The organism is Reichenbachiella versicolor (assembly GCF_003171675.1).
Lineage (GTDB): Bacteria > Bacteroidota > Bacteroidia > Cytophagales > Cyclobacteriaceae > Reichenbachiella > Reichenbachiella versicolor.
In genome coordinates this window covers 447,010-468,740 of sequence record NZ_QFZQ01000001.1, presented here as the reverse complement: position 1 = coordinate 468,740, position 21,731 = coordinate 447,010, and the positions used below count along the sequence as shown (strand labels likewise).

At 36.0% G+C, this 21,731-nt stretch carries 16 protein-coding genes; 11 read left to right on the top strand and 5 right to left on the bottom strand.

The genetic code is table 11. The features are described 5' to 3' along the window. Positions 1-110: 110 nt before the first annotated feature. Positions 111-737: a thioredoxin family protein gene (locus tag DKG80_RS01940; RefSeq protein WP_162555627.1), complete on the bottom strand. Its 627-nt coding sequence runs from the start codon at positions 735-737 to the stop codon at positions 111-113. A gap of 479 nt (positions 738-1,216) precedes the next feature. Between DKG80_RS01940 and DKG80_RS01935 the strand changes: the two genes are divergently transcribed. Both DKG80_RS01935 and DKG80_RS01930 read left to right on the top strand, forming a co-directional pair. Further along, on the top strand, positions 1,217-2,164 hold the full coding sequence (locus tag DKG80_RS01935; protein ID WP_109829601.1) for a glycosyltransferase family 2 protein: 948 nt from the start codon (positions 1,217-1,219) through the stop codon (positions 2,162-2,164). After that, complete coding sequence (locus DKG80_RS01930) at positions 2,157-4,109, top strand: hypothetical protein (RefSeq protein ID WP_109829600.1); 1,953 nt, start codon at positions 2,157-2,159, stop codon at positions 4,107-4,109. Before DKG80_RS01935 ends, DKG80_RS01930 begins: the two co-directional genes overlap by 8 nt. Positions 4,110-4,152: 43 nt before the next feature. Here DKG80_RS01930 and DKG80_RS01925 read toward each other — a convergent pair whose 3' ends face one another. The 4 genes from DKG80_RS01925 to DKG80_RS01910 form a co-directional block, all read right to left on the bottom strand. Beyond that, the gene (locus tag DKG80_RS01925) at positions 4,153-5,769 is read right to left on the bottom strand and encodes a SulP family inorganic anion transporter (protein ID WP_109829599.1); all 1,617 of its coding nucleotides are present in this window, start codon (positions 5,767-5,769) and stop codon (positions 4,153-4,155) included. Between the two features lie 428 nt (positions 5,770-6,197). Next, positions 6,198-6,812, bottom strand: a complete 615-nt coding sequence (locus tag DKG80_RS01920) for a sterol desaturase family protein (RefSeq protein WP_109829598.1) — start codon at positions 6,810-6,812, stop codon at positions 6,198-6,200. An 80-nt stretch (positions 6,813-6,892) separates the two neighbouring features. Next, entirely contained in the window at positions 6,893-8,035 is a 1,143-nt protein-coding gene (bshA, locus tag DKG80_RS01915) for an N-acetyl-alpha-D-glucosaminyl L-malate synthase BshA (RefSeq protein WP_109829597.1), read from the bottom strand. A gap of 29 nt (positions 8,036-8,064) precedes the next feature. Next, on the bottom strand, positions 8,065-10,743 hold the full coding sequence (locus tag DKG80_RS01910; RefSeq protein WP_109829596.1) for a serine hydrolase domain-containing protein: 2,679 nt from the start codon (positions 10,741-10,743) through the stop codon (positions 8,065-8,067). Between the two features lie 122 nt (positions 10,744-10,865). Between DKG80_RS01910 and DKG80_RS01905 the strand changes: the two genes are divergently transcribed. From DKG80_RS01905 to DKG80_RS01865, 9 genes are all read left to right on the top strand, one after another. Then, complete coding sequence (locus DKG80_RS01905; RefSeq protein WP_109829595.1) at positions 10,866-11,225, top strand: hypothetical protein; 360 nt, start codon at positions 10,866-10,868, stop codon at positions 11,223-11,225. Next, on the top strand, positions 11,225-13,096 hold the full coding sequence (gene mutL, locus DKG80_RS01900; protein ID WP_109829594.1) for a DNA mismatch repair endonuclease MutL: 1,872 nt from the start codon (positions 11,225-11,227) through the stop codon (positions 13,094-13,096). Before DKG80_RS01905 ends, mutL begins: the two co-directional genes overlap by 1 nt. A 3-nt stretch (positions 13,097-13,099) precedes the next feature. After that, on the top strand, positions 13,100-13,891 hold the full coding sequence (locus DKG80_RS01895) for a rhomboid family intramembrane serine protease (RefSeq protein ID WP_109829593.1): 792 nt from the start codon (positions 13,100-13,102) through the stop codon (positions 13,889-13,891). A gap of 11 nt (positions 13,892-13,902) precedes the next feature. Beyond that, positions 13,903-14,829 (top strand): rhomboid family protein, encoded by a 927-nt coding sequence (locus DKG80_RS01890; RefSeq protein WP_109829592.1) that lies wholly within the window; start codon positions 13,903-13,905, stop codon positions 14,827-14,829. Positions 14,830-14,856: 27 nt separating this feature from the next. Beyond that, the gene (locus tag DKG80_RS01885; RefSeq protein ID WP_109829591.1) at positions 14,857-15,408 is read left to right on the top strand and encodes a hypothetical protein; all 552 of its coding nucleotides are present in this window, start codon (positions 14,857-14,859) and stop codon (positions 15,406-15,408) included. 169 nt (positions 15,409-15,577) lie between these two features. Next, complete coding sequence (locus DKG80_RS01880; protein ID WP_109829590.1) at positions 15,578-16,057, top strand: MarR family winged helix-turn-helix transcriptional regulator; 480 nt, start codon at positions 15,578-15,580, stop codon at positions 16,055-16,057. After that, positions 16,036-17,196 (top strand): efflux RND transporter periplasmic adaptor subunit, encoded by a 1,161-nt coding sequence (locus DKG80_RS01875; protein WP_109829589.1) that lies wholly within the window; start codon positions 16,036-16,038, stop codon positions 17,194-17,196. The genes DKG80_RS01880 and DKG80_RS01875 overlap by 22 nt, the downstream gene beginning before the upstream one ends. Then, positions 17,196-20,354 (top strand): efflux RND transporter permease subunit, encoded by a 3,159-nt coding sequence (locus DKG80_RS01870; RefSeq protein WP_109829588.1) that lies wholly within the window; start codon positions 17,196-17,198, stop codon positions 20,352-20,354. The genes DKG80_RS01875 and DKG80_RS01870 overlap by 1 nt, the downstream gene beginning before the upstream one ends. Next, on the top strand, positions 20,347-21,633 hold the full coding sequence (locus DKG80_RS01865; protein ID WP_162555626.1) for a TolC family protein: 1,287 nt from the start codon (positions 20,347-20,349) through the stop codon (positions 21,631-21,633). Before DKG80_RS01870 ends, DKG80_RS01865 begins: the two co-directional genes overlap by 8 nt. The last annotated feature ends 98 nt before the right edge of the window (positions 21,634-21,731 follow it).

Below are 21,731 nucleotides of genomic sequence, written 5' to 3'. Positions count from 1 at the left end.
ATAACATAAAAAAAGCTACTCAATCGAGTAGCTTTTTTATGTTATCTACTTTAGATGATAAATCCTAGCTTTGAATTGAGAAATTAATCACAACCAAGTATTATCTTAAGTTATATCTGAACTTCAGAAATAGAATTAATCAATTTAAGAACCTCTTCTTGAGTAGTCTTCCCTTTATCAGAGTTATACCATTTTTGTAAATCATGGGATAATTCGGAATATGCTGGTTTTTTATCGTCTGGTAGTTTTTTGTATTCCAAAACCTTTGCCTGAGCAGGTTCAGGTCTAGGTCCCCAAACAGCCAGTTCATTCCAACTTTCATCAAAAAGAACAAGAATTGGAATTGATATTGACCCATTTGTTTTGTATAAATCCATAAACTCAGGATTAGAATCTCTTAAAACTATTTTTAAATCTATCTTATCCGTAACCTGAGACATTTTAGCTATAACAGGCACTGTTTGAGAAGCATCTCCGCACCATGATTCAGTAATAAGAATCCAATTCTGCTTAGCTTGAATTGATTTAAGAATGTTTATTGAATCATTACTTAATTCTAATTTTTTATAAATTCTATTCATTCGAGTTAGGCTCATTAAAGAGTGCTCGAAATATTTAGAATTATCTTGAAAACTAGTAGCTTTTTTTTTCTCATGTAATGATTCTATAAAGGCTATATACTCATGATACCCTACAGCATCATTCTTTGCATTCTCAATTATCTCTTTTTTATCCATATCTGAAATAATAATACTATTAGGCAAGCATAACGATATAAGACATAAATAAGTTCGAATATAGTTTCACTATAAACAATATGAATAACAACACTCTGCTACACGGATATATAAAATTCGAATCTTGGTAGGTATGTTTTTGAACTATCCTTCGCCTCAAACTTCTAAAACCACACTAGAATACTCAAAAAATGTAAACTGTATTAATGGCTATCAATGCTAACTCCTTTTAAAAACACTCTAAATTCACACTTTATATATTAAACACTCCCTGCACATATAAGCTTAATAATGTTTAACTCAAGAAAAACCTGTTGGAATTAAAGGTAGCTATCCCTCCCTATTCGGATTAATATTCCTATAACTTAGAGTAACGAACATTTTCACTGGACTAAATGCAAAAGACAAAAAACTAAGGACTTCCTAGATTTAATTGAGTTGCTATAGAATCTCCAGAGGTTCATTAACTTTGATCTCGTATGAATAAAGAAAACCTTCCTGAAATTTCAATTATCATCCCACTTTTCAACGAGCAAGAAGTATTCCCTATTCTAATTGAGAGAATAAATGCAGTAGTTACTTCATTAGAAAAAAATATCGAAGTGATTCTAGTAGATGACGGAAGTACTGATCAAACTGGAGTATTGATGAATAATCTTAGTACCTCTACGCCTCATTACACTTCAGTTTTTCTGTCAAGAAATTTTGGTCATGAAAAAGCAATAAGTGCTGGTCTTTCAGTGGCTAAGTCTACCGAAGCATGTTTCATCCTAGATGGCGATCTACAAGACCCTCCAGAACTACTACCTAGTTTTATAAAAAAAATGAATCAAGGCTATGATATCACCTATGGAATAAGACAAAACAGAAAAGAAAACTGGGTATTAAAAAATTGCTATAGGCTCTATTATAGACTTCAAAAATCAGTAGCTACCATAGATATACCATTGGATGCTGGAGACTTTTGTCTTATTAGCCGAAGAGTGACTGACCATTTAAATGAAATGCAAGAAGAAAGTCTCTACTTGAGAGGTCTTCGTTCATGGACAGGTTTCAAGCAAATAGGCTTACCATACGACAGAGAACTAAGAAAAGGTGGCAAGTCTAAGTACTCTATCAAATTACTTACCAAATTAGCATTCAATGGTCTTTTTAATTTTAGCGAATTCCCTATTCGGTTGATTAGTAAATTGGGTTTTTTTACGATCTCCATTGCCCTTATTTACTTTTTTTACAATCTTATTAAAAAATTTTATGGTGCTGGGGTCCCAGAAGGCTATACATCTCTTCTCTTTGCAATTATTCTTTTTAGTGGAGTTCAACTTCTTTCTTTAGGTATTCTGGGGGAATATATTGTTCGAGTATTTTTTCAAGTCAAAAAAAGACCTCTATTTATTATTGAAAAAGTTGTAAAAAAACATGACTGATGCGGTTCTGTTTTTCTTTATTGGTATAGGAACCGTTATCGTATGTTTTGGGACGGGATGGGTTTTCACGTATAAAACCCTTTCGTTTTCATTGATGTCATTCATTCTACAAACAATAATTGGCTCTCTAGTATTAGTGTGTGTTTACGCTATTATCATTACTCAGGGGAAAACAATCTATTGGAGTATTCTGCTAGCACTGATGGTTTTAATTTGGTCTATACACAAAAATAAAATAGACCTACCCAATAGATATCATTTCAAATCTTGTGCTTTTATAATAATTGTAAGCTATTCAATTACTTATTTATTATCATTCTCTCAAACTATAGACCTATCGCAAAACAAAATCCGAACGGAATTCCCAAAATCAGGAAAATACCATCCTGACTACCACTTTTATACTAGCATAACACATTATTTGACCGAAACTGGACAGGAGAATGAATTTCATGTTTATAACGCCCTAGACAAGTCTTACCACGGTACAACTTCTTATCATTACTATGAATTATGGCTTCATAGCTTAATTGCTAAGTTAGCAGGATTAAACCTACATAAATCCTATTCTTCCATAGCTGAACAATTTTTTCTTTTTTTAGTGCACTTGGCATTGATAACATTACTTCAGCAACATACTAATAGATCTAATTGGGAAATACTCACTATCAGCACTATGCTAATTATTTCCGCTCCCTATCCAGTCGGCAAAGACCTTTTTCCTTTGACATTTTTAAATGACTTAAGGTTTGCTTATCCACTTCTTGGGTCTACATTAAAATTATCTCAAATTAGTCTCTTTCTTATTTGTAGCTATTTTCTAATTAAACAAGGCTTTTCTCAATCAGGTTTACTGCTACTGACTTTACTAAGCCTGGTAAACTTCACTCCCTTTCCAGCTGTTTTAGGAACTTTAGCAACATTGTTTTTATTAAGTACTATACTGCCTGACTTTAAACACTTGAGAAAAATTTCATTGGTCTGTTTAGGAATCTCAGGTCTGTTCATCTTCAACAAATTACTTTTCTCTAATCCTGATCTTAGCAGAGCTGGAACCTCTTTCTCTTCGATTATTGCTTTAAAAAATGTTCCCCCAATAGAATACTGGACTACTGTAAAAAATGCTTTTTTCGGATCAGGGTTACGATATATTGTTGAATTTTTTAGCTGGGTTTTCCCTCTATGTATTGTTCTTTTTAATTCACCAGACTCCGCTCTAAAACAGCTTAAGAAAGTAGAAGTAATTATTCTATTGTCCATGATATTATTCTGTACTATTGCTTTTTCTCTTCTTGGAAGATTTGTAGATGCTATTCAATTGATGACAAATATCTTCGAACCGATCATGATGATCTTTATTAGCCTAACATTACTAACTATTAATAGAATCAATCTCTCATTAAAAATTGCTTATTGGACTTGGTTAAGTTTCATACTTATATCAAATATTCTATTTGTTAAAAACTACTTAATACCTGCTAATCTCAAATACAATCAAGCTTACATAGAAAGAGTAAATAAATTTCTACAGTCTGAGGAGTCGAATCTTATAGGAGCATCTTTTGACGAAATCGCCCCAAATGACATTGATGCAAAGACTTACATATATAGCTTGGGAGAATATCTTACATTAGGCAAAAATGGTGCATATACGATTAGTCTTTCGGATTATGAAATACCTATACCAAGCAGTCCAAGCCTGCTAAAAGAACGATTTGAAAGTAGTAGAAACATAGGCTTGTTCTATCGACTAGTTCAAAAAGAAATAAAACAAGGAATATTTTCATCTATTCCAGAATCACAGCTATCCTTCATCAAAGAACATAATATAAGGTATGGAATTGCTACTAATACTTATCCTTTGTCTCCACTCATTGAAGAAATAATCGATTACGAATTTTGCGACCCTATATCCAAAGAACGTTTCATGGTTTTTAAAAACTAAAAAGCCTCCAAAGGAGGCTTCAATATTTCTTCAAGAGTGCTAATTAAATCTCTTCATCTAACAAATTAGTAACTACATGATACCTTGGATCATCAACAGCAGTCTCAATAATTTCCTCAAACTTCAAATCGGCTCGTAATAGTAAATCCTTACACTCTGGTGATAGATGTGTCAATTTTAATGTCTTTCCTAAATCCAAATACTTGTTAGACAAGTTTCTAATTGCTTCTACTCCAGAATGGTCGCTAACTCTTGATTCTATAAAATCAATTTGAACATTTTCAGGATCAGTTTTCACATCAAATTTCTGTAAAAAAGACTGAGTAGAACCAAAGAACAAAGGCCCCCAAATTTCATATACTTTAGTACCATCTTCTTTCAATGATTTTCTAGCCCTAATCTTAGTAGCATTTTGCCATGCAAATACAAGTGCAGAAATAATCACTCCAGCGATTACTGCCACAGCTAAATCCTTCCAAACTGTAATAGCTGAAACTGCGATTAACACAATAGCATCTGCAACGGGTATTTTATTAATTATTCGAAAACTACTCCACGCAAACGTTCCTATCACAACCATAAACATTACGCCAACTAGAGCAGCAATAGGCATTTGTTCTATCAAAGGAGCTCCAAATAAAATAAAACACAATAAAGCTACTGCTGCTACTGTTCCTGACAATCTTCCTCTACCTCCGGAATTCACATTAATAATCGATTGTCCAATCATTGCACAACCTCCCATACCTCCAAACAAACCATTCAGAATATTAGCACCTCCTTGTGCAATACACTCTCTATTTCCACTACCTCTAGTTTCCGTAATATCATCAACGAGGTTAAGAGTCATTAGTGACTCAATTAAACCTACGGCTGCCAATAAAAATGCTGTTGAGATTATTAGACCCCAATTATTCTCTAAAGTATAAATGAGCGTAAATATTTGAGATTGAAACGAAGGAAGTGTTCCTTGAAGGCCTTTCCCTCCTCCTTCTCTAATAAAAGATCCTACGGTACTCACCTCGTCAAGACCACCGAAAATTGTTATACATGCTACTACAATGATGGCTGTAAGCGCTGCTGGCAATTTCTTAGTCACTTTAGGCAAGAAATACATTATGGCCATTGTCAATGCTACAAAAGCTAACATTATGATCAATTCAGTTCCTTCTAACCATACTTTGGCACCTTTAGGTCCAACCTTAAACATCTCAAGTTGAGACAAAAAGATTACAATAGCCAAACCATTAACAAACCCCATCATAACTGGATGTGGGATTAACCTAACAAACTTACCTAGTTTAAAAATGCCGGCTATTATTTGTATCGTCCCTACAAACAAGAGAGTAATAAATAACCACTGCAACCCTAAATTGTCTACAGGAGTAGCTAAACTTAGACCTACTTCATTTCCCTTTTGAATCATATGTACCATAACGACTGCCATGGCACCTGTAGCGCCTGAGATCATCCCTGGACGTCCTCCAAATATGGCAGTTACCAATCCCATCATAAAAGCCCCATACAATCCTACTAACGGATCGACACCAGCTACAAAAGAAAAGGCTACAGCTTCTGGAACTAACGCCAAAGCAACTGTAAGACCTGAAAGAATATCATTTTTAGGATTGGAAGTAAAATTATGTATCAATGCCTTCATCGGGTATTATTTTTTACGAAGGCGCAAAGATAGCCTTTTAGACAAGACAATATAAATCAGGAGTAATCAGCTTTTATAATCTTTAAATAAGAAGAAAAAACATCTATTTAAAATGGTATATGATGAGTGTCTAGATTAATGAATCACAAAAACTAAGTAATAAAAATGTTTCTTCTTAGCGTAAAAAATCATTTGAGAATTCATTTTCATGATTGATAAAAAATGTTCTGTGGCATTCACACCGAAAAATGGTTTGAAACGAATTTTTTAATGGCTTGTCTAGCTTTGGATTTTGCTGAACTTCTTATGAAGAAGTTACATTTCTTTAGTCGTTAAGGATATAATTCTACTTAATCCCAAATAATAGAAAATAAAAAAGCCTTATCTCATTTCTGAAATAAGGCTTCCATATTTTTTTAAGACCTGAATTATTTTGGCATCGTACCAAAAATTCTATCCCATATAGTAGTAGTCACACCAAATGCTCTTTCTTGCTGTTTGTAATGATGTATTCCATGATGAATCCAAAGATACTTCCAGAAGCCTTTTTTGGGAGGCTGAACAGCATGTACCATATAGTGCACTCCTAGATAACTGGCATAGCCCATTAAAAAACCTGGCAGAAACCCATATACTAAATCTCCTAAAATCAGTCTATATAGTAGAAAAAATAAAAAAGCTAATGTCAAACTCAAAGGAACTGGCATAGCCAATCTGTCTTTATCTCTTGGATGATCATGGTGTACACCATGCATGGTATAAACCACTTTTTTTCTTAAGTCAGTAGATTCGTCCATATGGAACAAAAACCTGTGCATAATGTATTCTACAAATGTAAAGAGAAACAAACCTGCCAAGAATAATGCAGCAATTTGCCAAACTACAAGGTTGTACTGAGTAAAACCTTTGAATACAACATAAGACGAAACCAATGTAAAAGCAGTAATGGGCGCTGCTATATGGGTTTTGGTCAGTTTTTCCAAGACGGGATTCTTAAAAATAGTTCCCTGTCCTGTGTTTTGTGCTTTAAATTGAGTTTTCATTAGTAAACAAAATTTTCAAATACAGTTCGTAAATCCGTTCACCCGTGTATTGATTGAGCTAGTGGCGAACTCTGGCAAAATTATATATTAATTGACTTAAATTCCTCAACAACCTGACGATAGTATGCTTCGTACTTAGGTAGAATATTTGACAAATCGAATTTTTTAGCAGTCTCTAGAGCTCCTTTCTTGAATCTAGCTAGATTGTCGTCATCTAAAACCTCGATAGCCCTCTCTGCCATCTTTTCGACATCACCCACATCACACAAAAAACCTGACACTCCCTCCTCATTGAGTTCTGGCAGACCACCTGCATTAGTACTAATAAGAGGAACTTCACAAGCCATAGCCTCTAGTGCAGCTAAACCAAAACTCTCCTTTTCTGAGGTCATCAAAAACAGATCCGCAACACTAAGCACCTCTTCTACTTGCTCAAGCTTGCCCAAAAACCTAATATCCTCTGAACCACATTCTACTTCACGAGCTAGGCTTTCTATATAGGATCTTTCTGGGCCATCACCGACCAAAAGAAGCTTTGCTGGAGTTTTCTTTCTTACTCTGCAGAATACTTTAACGACATCCTCCACTCTTTTCACTTTACGAAAGTTGGAAGTATGAACAATCATTTTTTCTCCATTCGGACAAATAGCAGTCTTGAAATGATCTTTCTTTTGCTTTTTAAATCGATCTAGGTCTATAAAGTTGTGAATAACCTCTATATCTTTCTTGACATTGAAGTGATCATAAGTATCTTTTTTAAGATCTCCAGATACTGAAGTAATACCGTCTGACTGATTTATTGAAAATGTCACCACAGGTTCCAATGATGCATCTTTACCTACTATCGTAATATCCGTACCATGTAGAGTTGTTATAAAAGGGACATAATAACCTTCAGACTTTAATATTTCTCTTGCCATATAAGCCGCAGAAGCATGAGGAACTGCATAATGAACATGAAATAAATCCAACCCCTCATGCTTAGCTACATCTACCATCTTACTTGCTAGCGCAATTTCGTAGGGAGGGTATTGAAATAACGGATATGGTTTAATGTCTACTTCATGGTAGTACACATTTTCAATAAAAAAGCCTAAACGTGTAGGCTGAGAATAAGTAATAAAATGAACCTCATGACCTTCTTTAGCCAATGCTTTGCCCAATTCTGTGGCAACGACTCCAGACCCTCCATAGGTCGGATAACAAACTACACCGATCTTCATATTGCTTGCAATATTCGCAAAATATTTATCTACATGTCTGTTTCAACAAACTTATCTTTTGTCAAAAACGATTCATAGATTACATCATGAATCCTAGTACGAGTATTGTTTTTAATAAGTTTATAATTCTTAGCATCTGGGTGAATTCTATTGGACAAGAAAATGTAAATAAGGTCATAATTAGGATCAGCCCAAACCAATGTCCCCGTAAAACCTGAATGTCCGAAAGAAGCAGAAGAAGCGTACATGGAACAGTTAGATATTGATTCATTGGGTTTATCCCATCCTAAAGCTCTTCTGTCACTGTTATAGGGTTTAGTAGTAAAATCTTCTACTAGCCCTTTATTAAAATATATTTCTCCGCCATATCGCCCATCATCAAGCATCATTTGCATGTACTTGGCAAGATCAGTCGCATTAGAAAAAAGTCCCGCATGCCCACTAACACCTCCCATGATTGCAGCATTTTTATCATGTACTTGACCATCAAGTAGCTGTTTACGAAGTTGTTGATCATTTTCAGTAGGCACGGTTTCAAAACTTCCTTTTTTAATAGGGTTAAACATGGTATAGTTCATCCCCAGTGGGCCGAAAAAATATTTTTGCACATATTTATCAAGCTCTTCACCTGATGATTTCTCAACTATCTCTTGTAATAAGATAAACCCTAGATCACTATATAGATATCTAAACGTACTGTCTGCATTAATCCTTCGGTTAAACCTTGACCTCACAATCCAGGCATTAACACTATCTTCCCAATTGGTAGGAGTAAGTTCGTTCAATGGTTGATACTTTTCTACTTCATTTTTATAATAATAATCCATGGTCAAAGTATCTAGTTCTGCCTTTCTCCAGAATGGATAATATGACAATAACCCTGATTGATGAGTTAACAATTTATCCAATTTCAAATCAGCCTTAGAAGTCGAATCAAATACTGACAAGTATGTACCTAATCGATCTTCAATCGATACTCTTTTCAATTTAACTTCATTCATCAATGCTGGTACTAATGCAGTAGTCTTAGTAACTGAAGCTATATCGTAAAGATGATTCCATTGTACACTTTTGAGACTATCATAAGTGTGAAACCCGAAATTTTTATGATACATCAAATGTCCTCCTTTCACAACCATTATCTGACATCCAGGCATTTCTTCATTAGCTATCGATTCTACCACAATACTGTCTATCTTAGATAATTTCCTATAGTCAATACCTTCTATATTTTCAATACTAAAGTCAAGTCTATTGGTTCTCTTTCGTTCAATACCTAAATTCTCACCTCCACCATAATAAGACGGGAACCGCCCATTAACAGCTCTTAAACCTAGCACTATCCTAGCCAGTTCATTTCTAGCGTCTATATTTTCGACTGGTGACCAGATGACTTCTTTGAACTCAAGTAAATCGGCATTGTAAGTTTTATCCCCATATGACAATAGTATCATCTGTTGGCTTTTTTGCAATCTCAGCAAATGATTTCTTAGCATCATAAACTGCTCTTGATCTACATGAGCTAAATCAACTACTACAATAGCCTCATTAGGCCTATTATCGGCTTCCTCAAAGTCAGCTTTCAAAAGTTGATCGAATGACCAATGAGAAGCTACCTTTTGTTGATCAATCAGCATACGCCAATTTTCATCTTTAATATTTGAAACTGTAATCAGAAACTCTGTAAACCGCCCGATTGGTAGAATTGAATCTTCATCTTTCACTAGTACTTTTGATTGATAATTAATTTCTTCTACCAAATTATCTCTATCAACCACGTCTTGTTCTTTAACTTCTAACTTCCTATTAGCTAAATCTTCTTTGACCTTAAAATATGACTTTACTGCGTTTTTGAAATAAGACTTAGTTTCAACGCTAGAATGCAGCCAATTAACTGCTGACAATTCAGCCGCCCCTGTATGCCTAATCAAACCAGCGCCATCTCTGATTTGATTCAACTTATTATTTACGTTTCGTTGTCTTTGGTATTCTTCAACAAACAATCCATCAAATTGTTTTTGTTTCCTGAAATAAGTTCTGGACTTTCTGACTTTTTGACCAAAATGACATAAGCCCGAATCTACTAGATATACATTATTCCAGCCTATTCTCTCTGCTAAATTAATAGCTTGAGAGCCAAGCGAAAAGCTTAATCCAACATCTCGAATTCCAGCAAAATACGATTTAACTTTTTCTAATTCGGTAACTCCAAAATTTGATATCGAGTCGACATAAACCAAATCAAACCCCATCCCTCTGAGTTCTTTTCCATGGAGTCTACCAAGATTATATACCAACTTAGTATCTCTTATAGATTGGATTTCAAGATAAGTTGGCCACTTCTTATCTGTTCGAAAGGGTATTTCAAAAACGGTATGTAATTCACAAACAAAAACAGGAGTTAGATTCTGATTATTTTTCATTTCTAGAATCCAGTCACTTACCTCCTTCTCATCTCCATTGCTAAGACTCACTACTCCTGGTTGATACTTACGAATAAATTCAGATGCCGCCACATTATGATCAAAGTCTATGAATTGATACCATAATAGCGGAGTAGAACCTTTGCTAACCTCCCATTCATTGTAGAGACTATCTACTTCGTTTGTACCAGCAAATACTAATAAAGGAAGGACTGTAATTACAGAACTAATCAGCACTACAAAAAGTGACCGACAAAAACATTTATCTACATACCTTTGCATCATTATAACCTTCCTCTTGTTTTTAAACGTTTGCGTCTGTAGGCAATAAATAATAATAAAAAAAGTTTCGCAACTTTTATCTGTCTATTGTGTACACAAATCGATGAACAAAAATTCAATTGAGTATGAAGTTTCCATCATTCATCAAGACTGCGAAGTATGGCAGGTTTCACTATGAACCTAGATACTATGACCCTATCAAAGAAGAAATCCAAGGTAAAATAGCTGCTGCGAAACGTGAAGCAGAACACCATAGTTCGGACAATAATAATGCCGAAGTAAGGGCTTCAAGTATTTCAGCAGCATTCAGCCAACGAGAAAGAAAGACAAAAGAGACTTCATGGGCTCAAATGGCGATAGCTGCAGCACTGATGGGTACGTTCATTGGTTGGTTGTTTTGGGGTAATGACTTTCTCTATGCCTATTTATTATTAGCTCCAGTTTATTTTTATTTCAGAATTAAAAATAGAGCGAAGAAGTCTTAATGTCTGACATAATAAACCTCCTCCCAGATTCAATTGCCAACCAAATAGCTGCTGGCGAAGTTGTTCAGCGTCCTGCATCCGTGGTCAAAGAATTATTGGAAAATAGTGTTGATGCTAAAAGTTCCAAAATTCAACTTGTAATCAATGATGCAGGAAAACAACTTATTCAAGTAATAGACGATGGCATTGGAATGTCTGAAACTGATGCTCGGATGAGTTTTGAAAGACACGCTACATCCAAGATTCGAGAATCAGAAGACTTGTTTAAAATAGCTACTATGGGATTTCGTGGTGAAGCATTAGCATCCATCGCCGCGGTGGCTAGGGTAGAACTTAAGACTAAACAAAGTAACTCAGAGCTAGGAACCTTCATTCATATAGAAGCTTCTGAAGTCAAAAAACAGGAGCCCACAAACCAATCAAAAGGCACTAATCTAGCAGTTAAGAATTTATTTTATAACGTACCTGCTAGACGCAACTTTCTTAAGAGCAACCCTGTAGAAACCAAGCATATTCTAGATGAATTTCAACGAGTGGCTCTTGCTCACCCTGAGATATCATTTTTACTAAGACAAAACGAAAAAGAAACCTACAACCTTCTTGGTGGAAAATTGAGTCAAAGAATTGTAGGGCTATTTGGTAAAAACTATCAAAAAAACCTGATCGCTTGCAGTGAGGAAACTAATTGGCTCAAAGTAACAGGATACATTGGCAAGCCTGAGTTTTCTAAAAAAACCAGAGGCGAGCAGTTTTTCTTTGTTAATGATAGATTTATCAAAAGTGGATATTTAAACCACGCTATTACTGGAGCATACGAAGGGTTGCTCAAAGATGAACAACATCCATTTTATGCTTTATTCATTGAAATAGATCCTGTCCATATAGACATAAACGTCCACCCTACTAAAACAGAAATCAAGTTTGACGACGAACGAAGTGTCTATGGAATCATCAAAGCAGCCGTAAAACAAGCACTTGGTACTCATAACGTCACTCCATCATTAGATTTTGGTACAGATGTCAATTTTGAATCATTTGCTGTTAAGAATATGGATTTCGGAGCACCAAAGGTGTCTTCAAGCAAGGATCGTAGTTATGGAAGTTTTAAAAGTCTAAATCAAGGCACCAACAAACAAGCTCATTGGGAACAACTATATCAATCAGCCATGCAAGAATCCATGCCTAGCCCACAAGATATCCAAAAGGAAGAAATGGCTGGTTCATTCACTCCTGCTGACCTTTCCTCTAAACCAACGGAGAGTAAATTAAGTGCAGCATTTTCTCATAAGACAGAAACTCCTTCATCAAAATCCATCCCAGTACTGATGCATGACAAGTACATCATGAAACAAATGCCTTCTGGTATCATGGTGATGGACATAAGACTCGCCAATGAAAGAATCCTTTACGAACTATATCTAGAAAGACTAAAAAGTCAAAAAGGCAGTACTCAGCGTTGTTTATTTCCAGTAAACCTTGAATTAAGCCCTTCGGATTTTGCATTGATTGTAGGTTTAAAAGATGAAATTGCCGCTCTTGGATTTGAATTTGAAGAATTCGGCCAAAATAGCATTGCCATCAATGGCATCCCTGCTGAGGCTCAACACATGAATGAAAAAGAGCTTTTCGAAGGACTATTAGAACAGTTTAAACATAATCAAGCTGAATTATCGCTGAGTATTCACGAAAACTTGGCTAGATCTATGTCAAAACGCTCAGCCAATAGAACCAAAATTTCTGGCGACAAATTAGAACTAACTACTCTGATCGATCGTTTGTTCGCCTGTGCTCAACCAAATTATACGCCTAAAGGTACCCCTACATTTGTTATCTTAGGCCTTGAAAAAATTGCAGACTTATTTAATCAATAGTACATGTTCAACATGACACCGATGGTCAAAAACATCTTGATCATCAATGTAGCGATCTTCTTTTTAGGCAACTTCCTTCCATTTGATGTATCTGGATTGTTTGGTGTCTATAGCATTTATTCTGATCATTTTTTCATATATCAATATGTCACCTATATGTGGCTTCATGCAGGCTTCTCTCACATCATTGGGAATATGTTTGCAGTATTGATCTTTGGACCTATGCTTGAGAGAGTTTGGGGATCAAAAAAATTTCTAACTTTTTATTTAATAACAGGTATTGGAGCGGGTTTGCTTTATGGTGTAGCTGATACTGTGGAAAAAGGAATGGTTAGAAATGATGCTTATTCGTTTTACGAAAACCCCAACCCTGAGGAATTTTACAAGTACATTCATAAACACGGACGTAGATATGATTTAGTTCAATTATCTGACTTTGCAGACGAGTACCATGATAATGAAAGTAATAGTAGTTACATAGGTCAAGCAAAATCCTATGTAGAACAAATCTATGAAGGTATGCTGGATATCCCGATGATTGGAGCATCTGGAGCTGTCTTTGGAATTTTAATGGCATTTGGCATGCTGTTTCCAAATACTCAATTGATGCTACTATTTCCTCCTATTCCTATCAAGGCAAAATATCTGGTCATGTTCTATGGTGCCTATGAATTATATTCCGAGATTAACCGTGCTGGAACAGACAATGTAGCCCACTTTGCACATCTTAGTGGTATGTTAATTGCGTTCATTCTATTAAAATTTTGGGCCAGAAATGGTCGTGATTTCTATTAATACAACAACCTATGAATAGCTTTTTAGACGATTTTAAAAACGCTTGGAACAGACCTAACAATGCTCTACCACAGATAATTATAATCAATGTGATAGTTTTCGTATTTCTTGTACTCTTGAGTCTATTCAGTAGAGCAGCAGGAATTGGTTCTATTGCAAGTTTTATCATAGAACAATTTCAACTGCCGTCAAGATTTTCTGAGTTCATTTTAAGACCATGGACACTGATCACCTATTCCTTTGCTCATAGCACTAGTGGGCTAATGCATATTCTTTTCAATATGCTTTACCTCTATTGGTTTGGTAAACTGATAGTAGAGTACCTAGGTAATCAGAAATTGATCAACTTGTATGTACTAGGAGCATTAACGGGAGGTCTTATGTACCTTGTAGTATACAATACCGTCCCTGGATTAACTAACGAATACGCTAGAATGGTAGGCGCTTCAGGAGCAGTGTATGCTATTACTATAGCAGCTGCAACATTGCTACCCAACTACACATTTTATCTAATGTTCTTAGGGCCTGTTAAAATCAAATACATAGCATTATTTGTTCTCCTATCCTCATTGATAGGGCTTCAAGGTCATAATGTAGGTGGTAACGTAGCACACTTTGGAGGAGCAATAATGGGTTACGTTTATATCAAACAACTACAGCAAGGAAATGATTGGGGACTTTGGATTGGAGGAGTAATGAAATTTTTCAAAAGCTTCTTCGTCAGACAAGAGCGCATCAAAGTGAGTCACAAAAGAAGTAATACAAGAAGAAGGAATACTTCGAATTCGACTACCTCCGCTAATTCAGGAAGTACAGCAACTAATATAGCTGATCAAGCAGAAATCGATAGGATACTAGATAAGATATCTCAATCTGGATATGAAAGTTTAAATAAAGAAGAAAAGCAAAAGCTGTTTAACGCCAGTAAAAAAGACTAAACAACACCATTAAAGACTCTTTAAACCATGAAAAATTTAGCTACCGTCTTACTAGTTGCCATTTCATTTACAGCTATTTCTCAGGTACCTGAGAAATTCCCTGCAACAAAAACTGAAAGCCTTACTCATAAATTCATTGACATACCCAAAGACATCAATGGTCGGTACAGTCTATTGTGTATGGCATCTACTAAAGAAGCTGAGACACACATGCAAACTTGGTTTAACCCTATCTACAACCACTTTTTAACCAAACCAGATCCCAATTCGTTATTTGGTTTTTCATACGACATAGATGTTTACTTTATTCCAATGTTCACAGGTGCTAAAAGAGTGGCCTACAAAAAACAAATGGCTAAAGCCGAAAAAAGTGTAGCTCCTGAAATGAAACCATATGTATTATTTTATGAAGGGACTTTGAAAGAGTATAGAGATAAATTAGGTATGGAAGATAAGAAAGAACCTTACTTCTATATACTAGACAAAGAAAGTAAAATCATTCACACTACTTCTGGGAGATACACTAAAGCGAAGATGCAAGAAATCATAAATCTTGTAGAGCCAGCTATGATAAAATAGTTTTTAACAGCTAGGCACTGATATACAAGCTCTAGACAAGGTAAAAGGCCAATGCAAAAAGCATGTTTTTTTGTATTGGCCTTTTTCTTTTTCTAAACATTTTTAAAAAACCATCAATAAGTTTAGTTGCATACGCAACCACTTTATCTATGTATCGTAATTTTGTCCGATGCAAAACGTAATCAAGAATATCAATGAAATAGAAAAGAGTCTCCTACCATGGCTAGGCAGAACCATGAAAGGTCTGGACTTCTATATCACTGACGCATTCAAACGTAACAACATAAACCTAACCAAAGCTCAATTCATCTTATTACGCCGATTAGCAATCAAGGATGGGTTAGCTCAACACAATCTAGCTTTTATTACAGATAGAGACAAAGCCTCACTGACTCGCCTCATTTCTACCATGGAGCGCAAAGAGCTTGTCCACCGTAAACCTTCCCGCAGTGACAAAAGAGTCAATCACGTGTTCATTACTGAAAAAGGAATAGACATCCTTAGAGTCGGAATGCCAGTAATCATCGAGGTCATCAGCCAATTCCAGCAAGGAATATCACCTGAAGACATCCAAACTACCATCAAAGTACTAGAGCAAATAAGAAATAACGTTAATACAGAACAACATTGGACAACAGAAACAACTTAATAATTCGTCAAGGATCTATTATTCTGGCATTATTACTAATCATTGGTGCTTTTTTTGGTGCTAAATCAATTATTAGCAATAAAAAAGGCAAGAAACCAAAAGCTGAACGCCCATTATATACCGCTTATATAGAGACTGTCAAAAATGATGATATACCAATCCAAATTGAAGAATCTGGCAGACTAATGGCCAAACGTAAGGTAAATCTATACTCAGAGGTGCAAGGCGTAATGCAATCCCTTGAGAAGGAATTCAAACCTGGTACTACTTTCAACAAAGGAGAAACTATTCTTAAAATTAGAAATGGAGATTTCTACGCCAATTTACAAGCACAAAAAAGTGTACTTCAAAACCTAATAACTAGTATTCTTCCTGACTTGAGACTTGATTTCCCCGAATCTTTCCCTACTTGGAATCAGTACTTAAAGGACTTTGATATTAATAAAAGTATAGCGTCATTACCAGAACCTAAGTCTGAAAAAGAGAAATTCTTTATAACTGGTAAGAACATTTATACAACATATTACAATACAAAAAATCTTGAAATCACTTATGGTAAATACACTCTGAGAGCACCATTTAGTGGAGTATTGACCGAGTCTAATGTAAACCCTGGTACGGTAATCCGTCCAGGACAGAAACTTGGTGAGTTTATTGACCCTTCTATTTATGAATTAGAAATATCAGTTAGTCAATCCTTGGTAAACTCAGTAAAGGCAGGTGTTGAAGTAGAAGTTTATCTTGCAGACAATCCTAAAACTATTTGGAAAGGAATCATAAGTAGAATTAATGGTAAAGTCGACCCTACTACTCAGACGGTAGATGTATTCATAGACTTGAAAGGAAAGGACTTGAAAGGAAAGGACTTGAAAGAAGGTATGTTTCTAGAAGCTAGACTTCCAGGGATACAAAAAACAAACGCTTATGAGGTACACAGAAAACTCCTAGTAGATGACCATCAACTCTATGTAGTGTCAGATAGCATTCTTCAACTCATACCGATCAATGTACTACACAAAAACAAGACTACAGCTGTCGTTTCTGGTCTCAAAGATGGACAACAGCTTGTATCCAGATCAATCTCTGGAGCATACGAAGGAATGAAAGTGTCAATAGCATCGAATAAGGAAGCGAAGTAATGAAAAACATAATATCACATTTTATTAAATACCCAATTGCAGGTTGGGTAGTAGTGATAGGATTTGTCGTTTTTGGAATCGCGGGATGGTCTTCTCTGAAATCATCCTTCTTCCCATTGGTTGAATCTAGAAACATCACAATAAACATCACCTACCCCGGCGCATCTCCTCAGGAAATGGAAGAGGGTATTGTTCTAAAAATTGAAGATAATCTTCAAGGGTTGATAGGGTTAGACAGGTTTACGTCAACTTCCAAAGAGAACTCTGCATCTATCAAAATAGAAGTCTTGAAAGGCTACGATATGGATGCCGTACTGGCTGATGTCAAAAATGCCGTAGATATGATCCCTTCGTTCCCTGTAGGAATGGAACCACCAGTTGTTGCCAAAGGACGGCTTCGTACCCAAGCAGTAACTTTTGTGGTCAGTGGCGACAATGTCCCATTGAAAACACTTAAAGAAATCTCTAGAGAGATAGAGAATGATCTTAGAAGTATAGAAGGGGTTTCTCAATTGTCTTTATCCGGATTTCCAGATGAAGAAATTGAAATAGCTGTAAACGAAAATAAGATGCGAGCATATGACCTGACTTTTCAGGAAGTCGCTAACGCCGTATCTAAATCGAATATCCTAGTAACCGGAGGTTCAATAAAAACTACTGAAGAGGAATACTTAATACGGGTAAGAAACAGATCATATCATGGCGATGAACTAGACCATATAATAGTAAGGTCTGACGATAAAGGATCTCATGTATTACTGAAAGACGTAGCCTATTCAACCGATAAGTGGTCTGAATCACCAAACAGGATATATTTCAATGGTAAAATGGCTATTCGCCTACAAGTAGATGCTACGATATCTGAAGACCTAATTGGTGTAGCAGATATTACTAAAAAGTATATCGAAAAGTTCAATGCAAAACATACCAATGTAAGACTGGATATTACTAGAGACTCCTCTATTCCGATCGTACAACGAACACAATTATTACTTAAAAATGGCTTACAAGGTATCTTCCTAGTGCTGTTCTTTCTAGCCATTTTCCTTAAACCTCGTTTAGCTTTTTGGGTAGCCTTTGGATTACCTATTGCATTCTTTGGAATGTTCATGTTTGCAGGCTATTTCGGAGTGACTATCAATGTACTCTCACTATTCGGGATGATCATTGTTATTGGAATACTAGTAGATGACGGTATAGTGATCAGTGAAAACATTTACCATCACTACGAAAAAGGAAAAAGTGCAATTCAAGCTGCTATTGATGGTACGATGGAGGTAGTTCCAGCAATCATCTCAGCGATTCTAACGACTGTTGTAGCATTCTCTACATTTTTCTTTTTAGAAGGTCGAATAGGTGATTATTTTAGTCAAGCATCCGTTATTGTGATATTAACGCTTGTAGTATCATTGGTTGAAGCTCTTATTATTCTTCCATCGCACGTAGCGCACTCTAGGGCTCTAACTCAAGAGCAAAAGACTTACTGGTTCAATGCCTATGCAGATCGTGGAATGAATTGGTTCAAAGACAAAGTATATGGCCCCTTTTTGAACTTCTTTTTGCACAATAGATTCCTAGGATTTGCCATACCCCTTTCTATGTTGATCGTAACTATTGGAGCTATTGGCGGAGGAATTATTCGTATTACATTTTTTCCCAATATAGCGTCGGATCAAATAGTCGTGACCCTAAATATGCCTCAAGGTACTAACGTAGCAATAACAGACTCTATTATTTCGACCATTGAGGTAAAAGCTTGGGAAGTCGGGGAGAGCTTTCAAGACATGCAAAAAGATGGGCAACCAGTCATTGAAAATATTGTAAAGAGAATCGGCCCTGGTACCTCTACTGCTTCACTTCGAATCAATCTATTAGCTGGTGAAAGTCGTTCATTTCCTGCACACTTGATGTCTACTGAACTATATGAAAGAACTGGTCGTGTGGAAGGTGTAGAGAGTTTGGTATTTGGTTCTGGTGGAAGGTTCGGAGGAGCACCGATTTCAATGGCTCTATTAAGTAACAATATCAAGGAGCTTAAAGCAGCCAAAAAATTAGTGAGAGAATACCTTCTTCAAAACCCTGCATTAAAAGACATTACAGACAATGATCCAGCTGGTATCAAGGAAATCAGTATTTCTCTAAAACCTCGAGCTTATGCTTTAGGGTTTAGACTTGAAGATGTAATCAGTCAAGTAAGAGCTGGTTTCTTCGGATACCAAGTACAGAGATTTCAACGCCGTCGTGATGAGATCAAGGTATGGGTACGCTATGATTTGGAAACTCGATCTTCTATTCAAAATCTGGATGAAATGAGAATCGTCTCTCCTACTGGAAACAGAATCCCGTTCAGTGAAGTAGCCAACTATCATATCGAGCGAGGGGAAATTGCTATTAATCACCTCAACGGCAAACGTGAAATCCGAATCGAAGGAGAATTGAAAAATGAAAGTGCAAGTGCAACAGATATGATGCTTGAAATCAAAGAGGAAATTGTACCTATGATCAATGCACAATTTCCAAATGTAAAGGCGGTATTTGAAGGTCAAAATAGAGAAGCTAACAAAACGACTAGTTCAGCAAAGGCCATCTTACCTATTATCATTTTTAGCATCTTCGTCATTATCGCATTCACTTTCAGATCTATAAGCCAACCTTTCATTTTAATACTTATGGTGCCATTCAGTTTAATTGGTGTCGCATGGGGTCACTGGATACATGACTTCTCTATCAATATATTATCCTTCCTTGGCATCATTGCTTTGATAGGTATAGTGGTAAATGATGGCCTTGTACTGATAGGTAAATTCAATTCCTACTTAAAAGAAGGTATGAAGTATAACGATGCTATGCTTCAAGCCGGTAAGTCAAGGTTTAGAGCGATATTCTTGACATCAGTAACTACAGTAGCTGGTCTAGCGCCGCTAATTTTTGAGACGAGTCGTCAAGCGAAATTCCTGATACCGATGGCTATTGCAATTGCATACGGAATCGTCCTAGCTACAGTGCTAACACTGGTAATGCTACCACTCATGCTCTCTACAGGAAATTCCCTAAAAGTCTATTGGCTATGGCTATGGACAGGTCAAAAACCTACACGAGAGTCTGTAGAGCGAGCAATAAAAGAACTAAAAGTAGAAAATGGAAATGATCATGAATAAGTACTTATTGATCGCCTTATCTTTTTTAATGAGCAGCAAGGTAGCTGCTCAGGAAATACTAACCAAGGCTGATGCTGTAGCTATCGCCTTGGAAAACAATTTTGATATCCGGGCCATCAAAACGGATGTATCGGCCGCGGAAAACAATGCAAAAATTACGAATAGTGGTTATTTACCAAATTTAAGTGGTAATGCGGGTGCAGACTATTCTAAGTCTTGGGTAAAGCAAAACGGAGCCAAACCTGAAATCACAAACTACAGTGCTGGCCTGAGAATGGACTATACTGTATTCGATGGATTTGGTCGAAAGTATAGCTATGCAAAACTGAAGGAGGATTACAATCTGACAGATCTTCAAGCTAGATTTACAATGGAAAATACGCTTTTGAATCTATTCAGCAGCTACTATGAAATAGCTAGGCTGACACAGAACCAAATTAATCAAGAGCAAACCCTTTCTATTTCAAGAGAAAGATTACAAAGAGCAAAGTATAGTTTCGAATATGGTCAAAACACACAACTTGATGTACTGAATGCTGAAGTTGACTACAACTCGGATAGTATCAACTACCTGACAAATAGCCAACAGTTAGAGAATGAAAAACACAATTTGAATTTACTACTTGGTAGAGATATTAATACTGTTTTTGAGGTGGATACAACCTTGACTTTTACTGAAGATTTGAATTTAGGTAGTTCATTAAGTGATGCTAAAGAAAGGAATGTAAGTATTCTACAACAACAAGGAAACGTTCGTAATGCTTATAATCAGATCAAGGTTGAAAATGCTTCTATCATTCCTAAGATAGGTGTGTATTCTAGCTATGGCTGGAGCGAATCAATCAACCCCTTCAATGTGTTTCCTGAAGTGACTAGAAATACTATCGGCGTAGGAGCATCTCTATCATGGAATATCTGGGATGGAGGAATTTCAAACACTAGAAGGCAAAACTCAAGACTAGCCAAGGAAAAACAAGAAATCACTCTCGAGCAAACGACGTTAGATTTAGAACGAAATGTTAGCAACGCTTGGACAGCATACCAAACTGCACTGTTCGTGATGGAAGCTCAGGCCAAAAACCTTGAGACTAACCAACGAAACTTCGATCGAACTAAAGAACAATACAGTCTGGGACAGGTAACGAATATTGTATTTCGCCAAGCTCAGTTTAATTTACTCACAGCTCAACTGAATTATAGTCAAGCTAAATACAGTGCTAAAAATGCTGAGCTAGCACTACTACAACTTAGTGGTAACATCCTGAAAGCTAGCTACTAACAAAGTTTAAAAACATAATAAACCCTGCAATATAACATATGATTAAGATCATATGTAAACTATCATTGTACTGTTGGTAATTTCATATAACAGTTAAT

Excerpts from the sequence above, each read along its gene's own strand:
- DKG80_RS01940 (WP_162555627.1), bottom strand. The coding sequence starts at position 737 with ATGGATAAAAAAGAGATAATTGAGAATGCAAAGAATGATGCTGTAGGG.
- DKG80_RS01935 (WP_109829601.1), top strand. The coding sequence starts at position 1,217 with ATGAATAAAGAAAACCTTCCTGAAATTTCAATTATCATCCCACTTTTC.
- DKG80_RS01930 (WP_109829600.1), top strand. The coding sequence starts at position 2,157 with ATGACTGATGCGGTTCTGTTTTTCTTTATTGGTATAGGAACCGTTATC.
- DKG80_RS01925 (WP_109829599.1), bottom strand. The coding sequence starts at position 5,769 with ATGAAGGCATTGATACATAATTTTACTTCCAATCCTAAAAATGATATT.
- DKG80_RS01920 (WP_109829598.1), bottom strand. The coding sequence starts at position 6,812 with ATGAAAACTCAATTTAAAGCACAAAACACAGGACAGGGAACTATTTTT.
- bshA (WP_109829597.1), bottom strand. The coding sequence starts at position 8,035 with ATGAAGATCGGTGTAGTTTGTTATCCGACCTATGGAGGGTCTGGAGTC.
- DKG80_RS01910 (WP_109829596.1), bottom strand. The coding sequence starts at position 10,743 with ATGATGCAAAGGTATGTAGATAAATGTTTTTGTCGGTCACTTTTTGTA.
- DKG80_RS01905 (WP_109829595.1), top strand. The coding sequence starts at position 10,866 with ATGAAGTTTCCATCATTCATCAAGACTGCGAAGTATGGCAGGTTTCAC.
- mutL (WP_109829594.1), top strand. The coding sequence starts at position 11,225 with ATGTCTGACATAATAAACCTCCTCCCAGATTCAATTGCCAACCAAATA.
- DKG80_RS01895 (WP_109829593.1), top strand. The coding sequence starts at position 13,100 with ATGTTCAACATGACACCGATGGTCAAAAACATCTTGATCATCAATGTA.
- DKG80_RS01890 (WP_109829592.1), top strand. The coding sequence starts at position 13,903 with ATGAATAGCTTTTTAGACGATTTTAAAAACGCTTGGAACAGACCTAAC.
- DKG80_RS01885 (WP_109829591.1), top strand. The coding sequence starts at position 14,857 with ATGAAAAATTTAGCTACCGTCTTACTAGTTGCCATTTCATTTACAGCT.
- DKG80_RS01880 (WP_109829590.1), top strand. The coding sequence starts at position 15,578 with ATGCAAAACGTAATCAAGAATATCAATGAAATAGAAAAGAGTCTCCTA.
- DKG80_RS01870 (WP_109829588.1), top strand. The coding sequence starts at position 17,196 with ATGAAAAACATAATATCACATTTTATTAAATACCCAATTGCAGGTTGG.
- DKG80_RS01865 (WP_162555626.1), top strand. The coding sequence starts at position 20,347 with ATGAATAAGTACTTATTGATCGCCTTATCTTTTTTAATGAGCAGCAAG.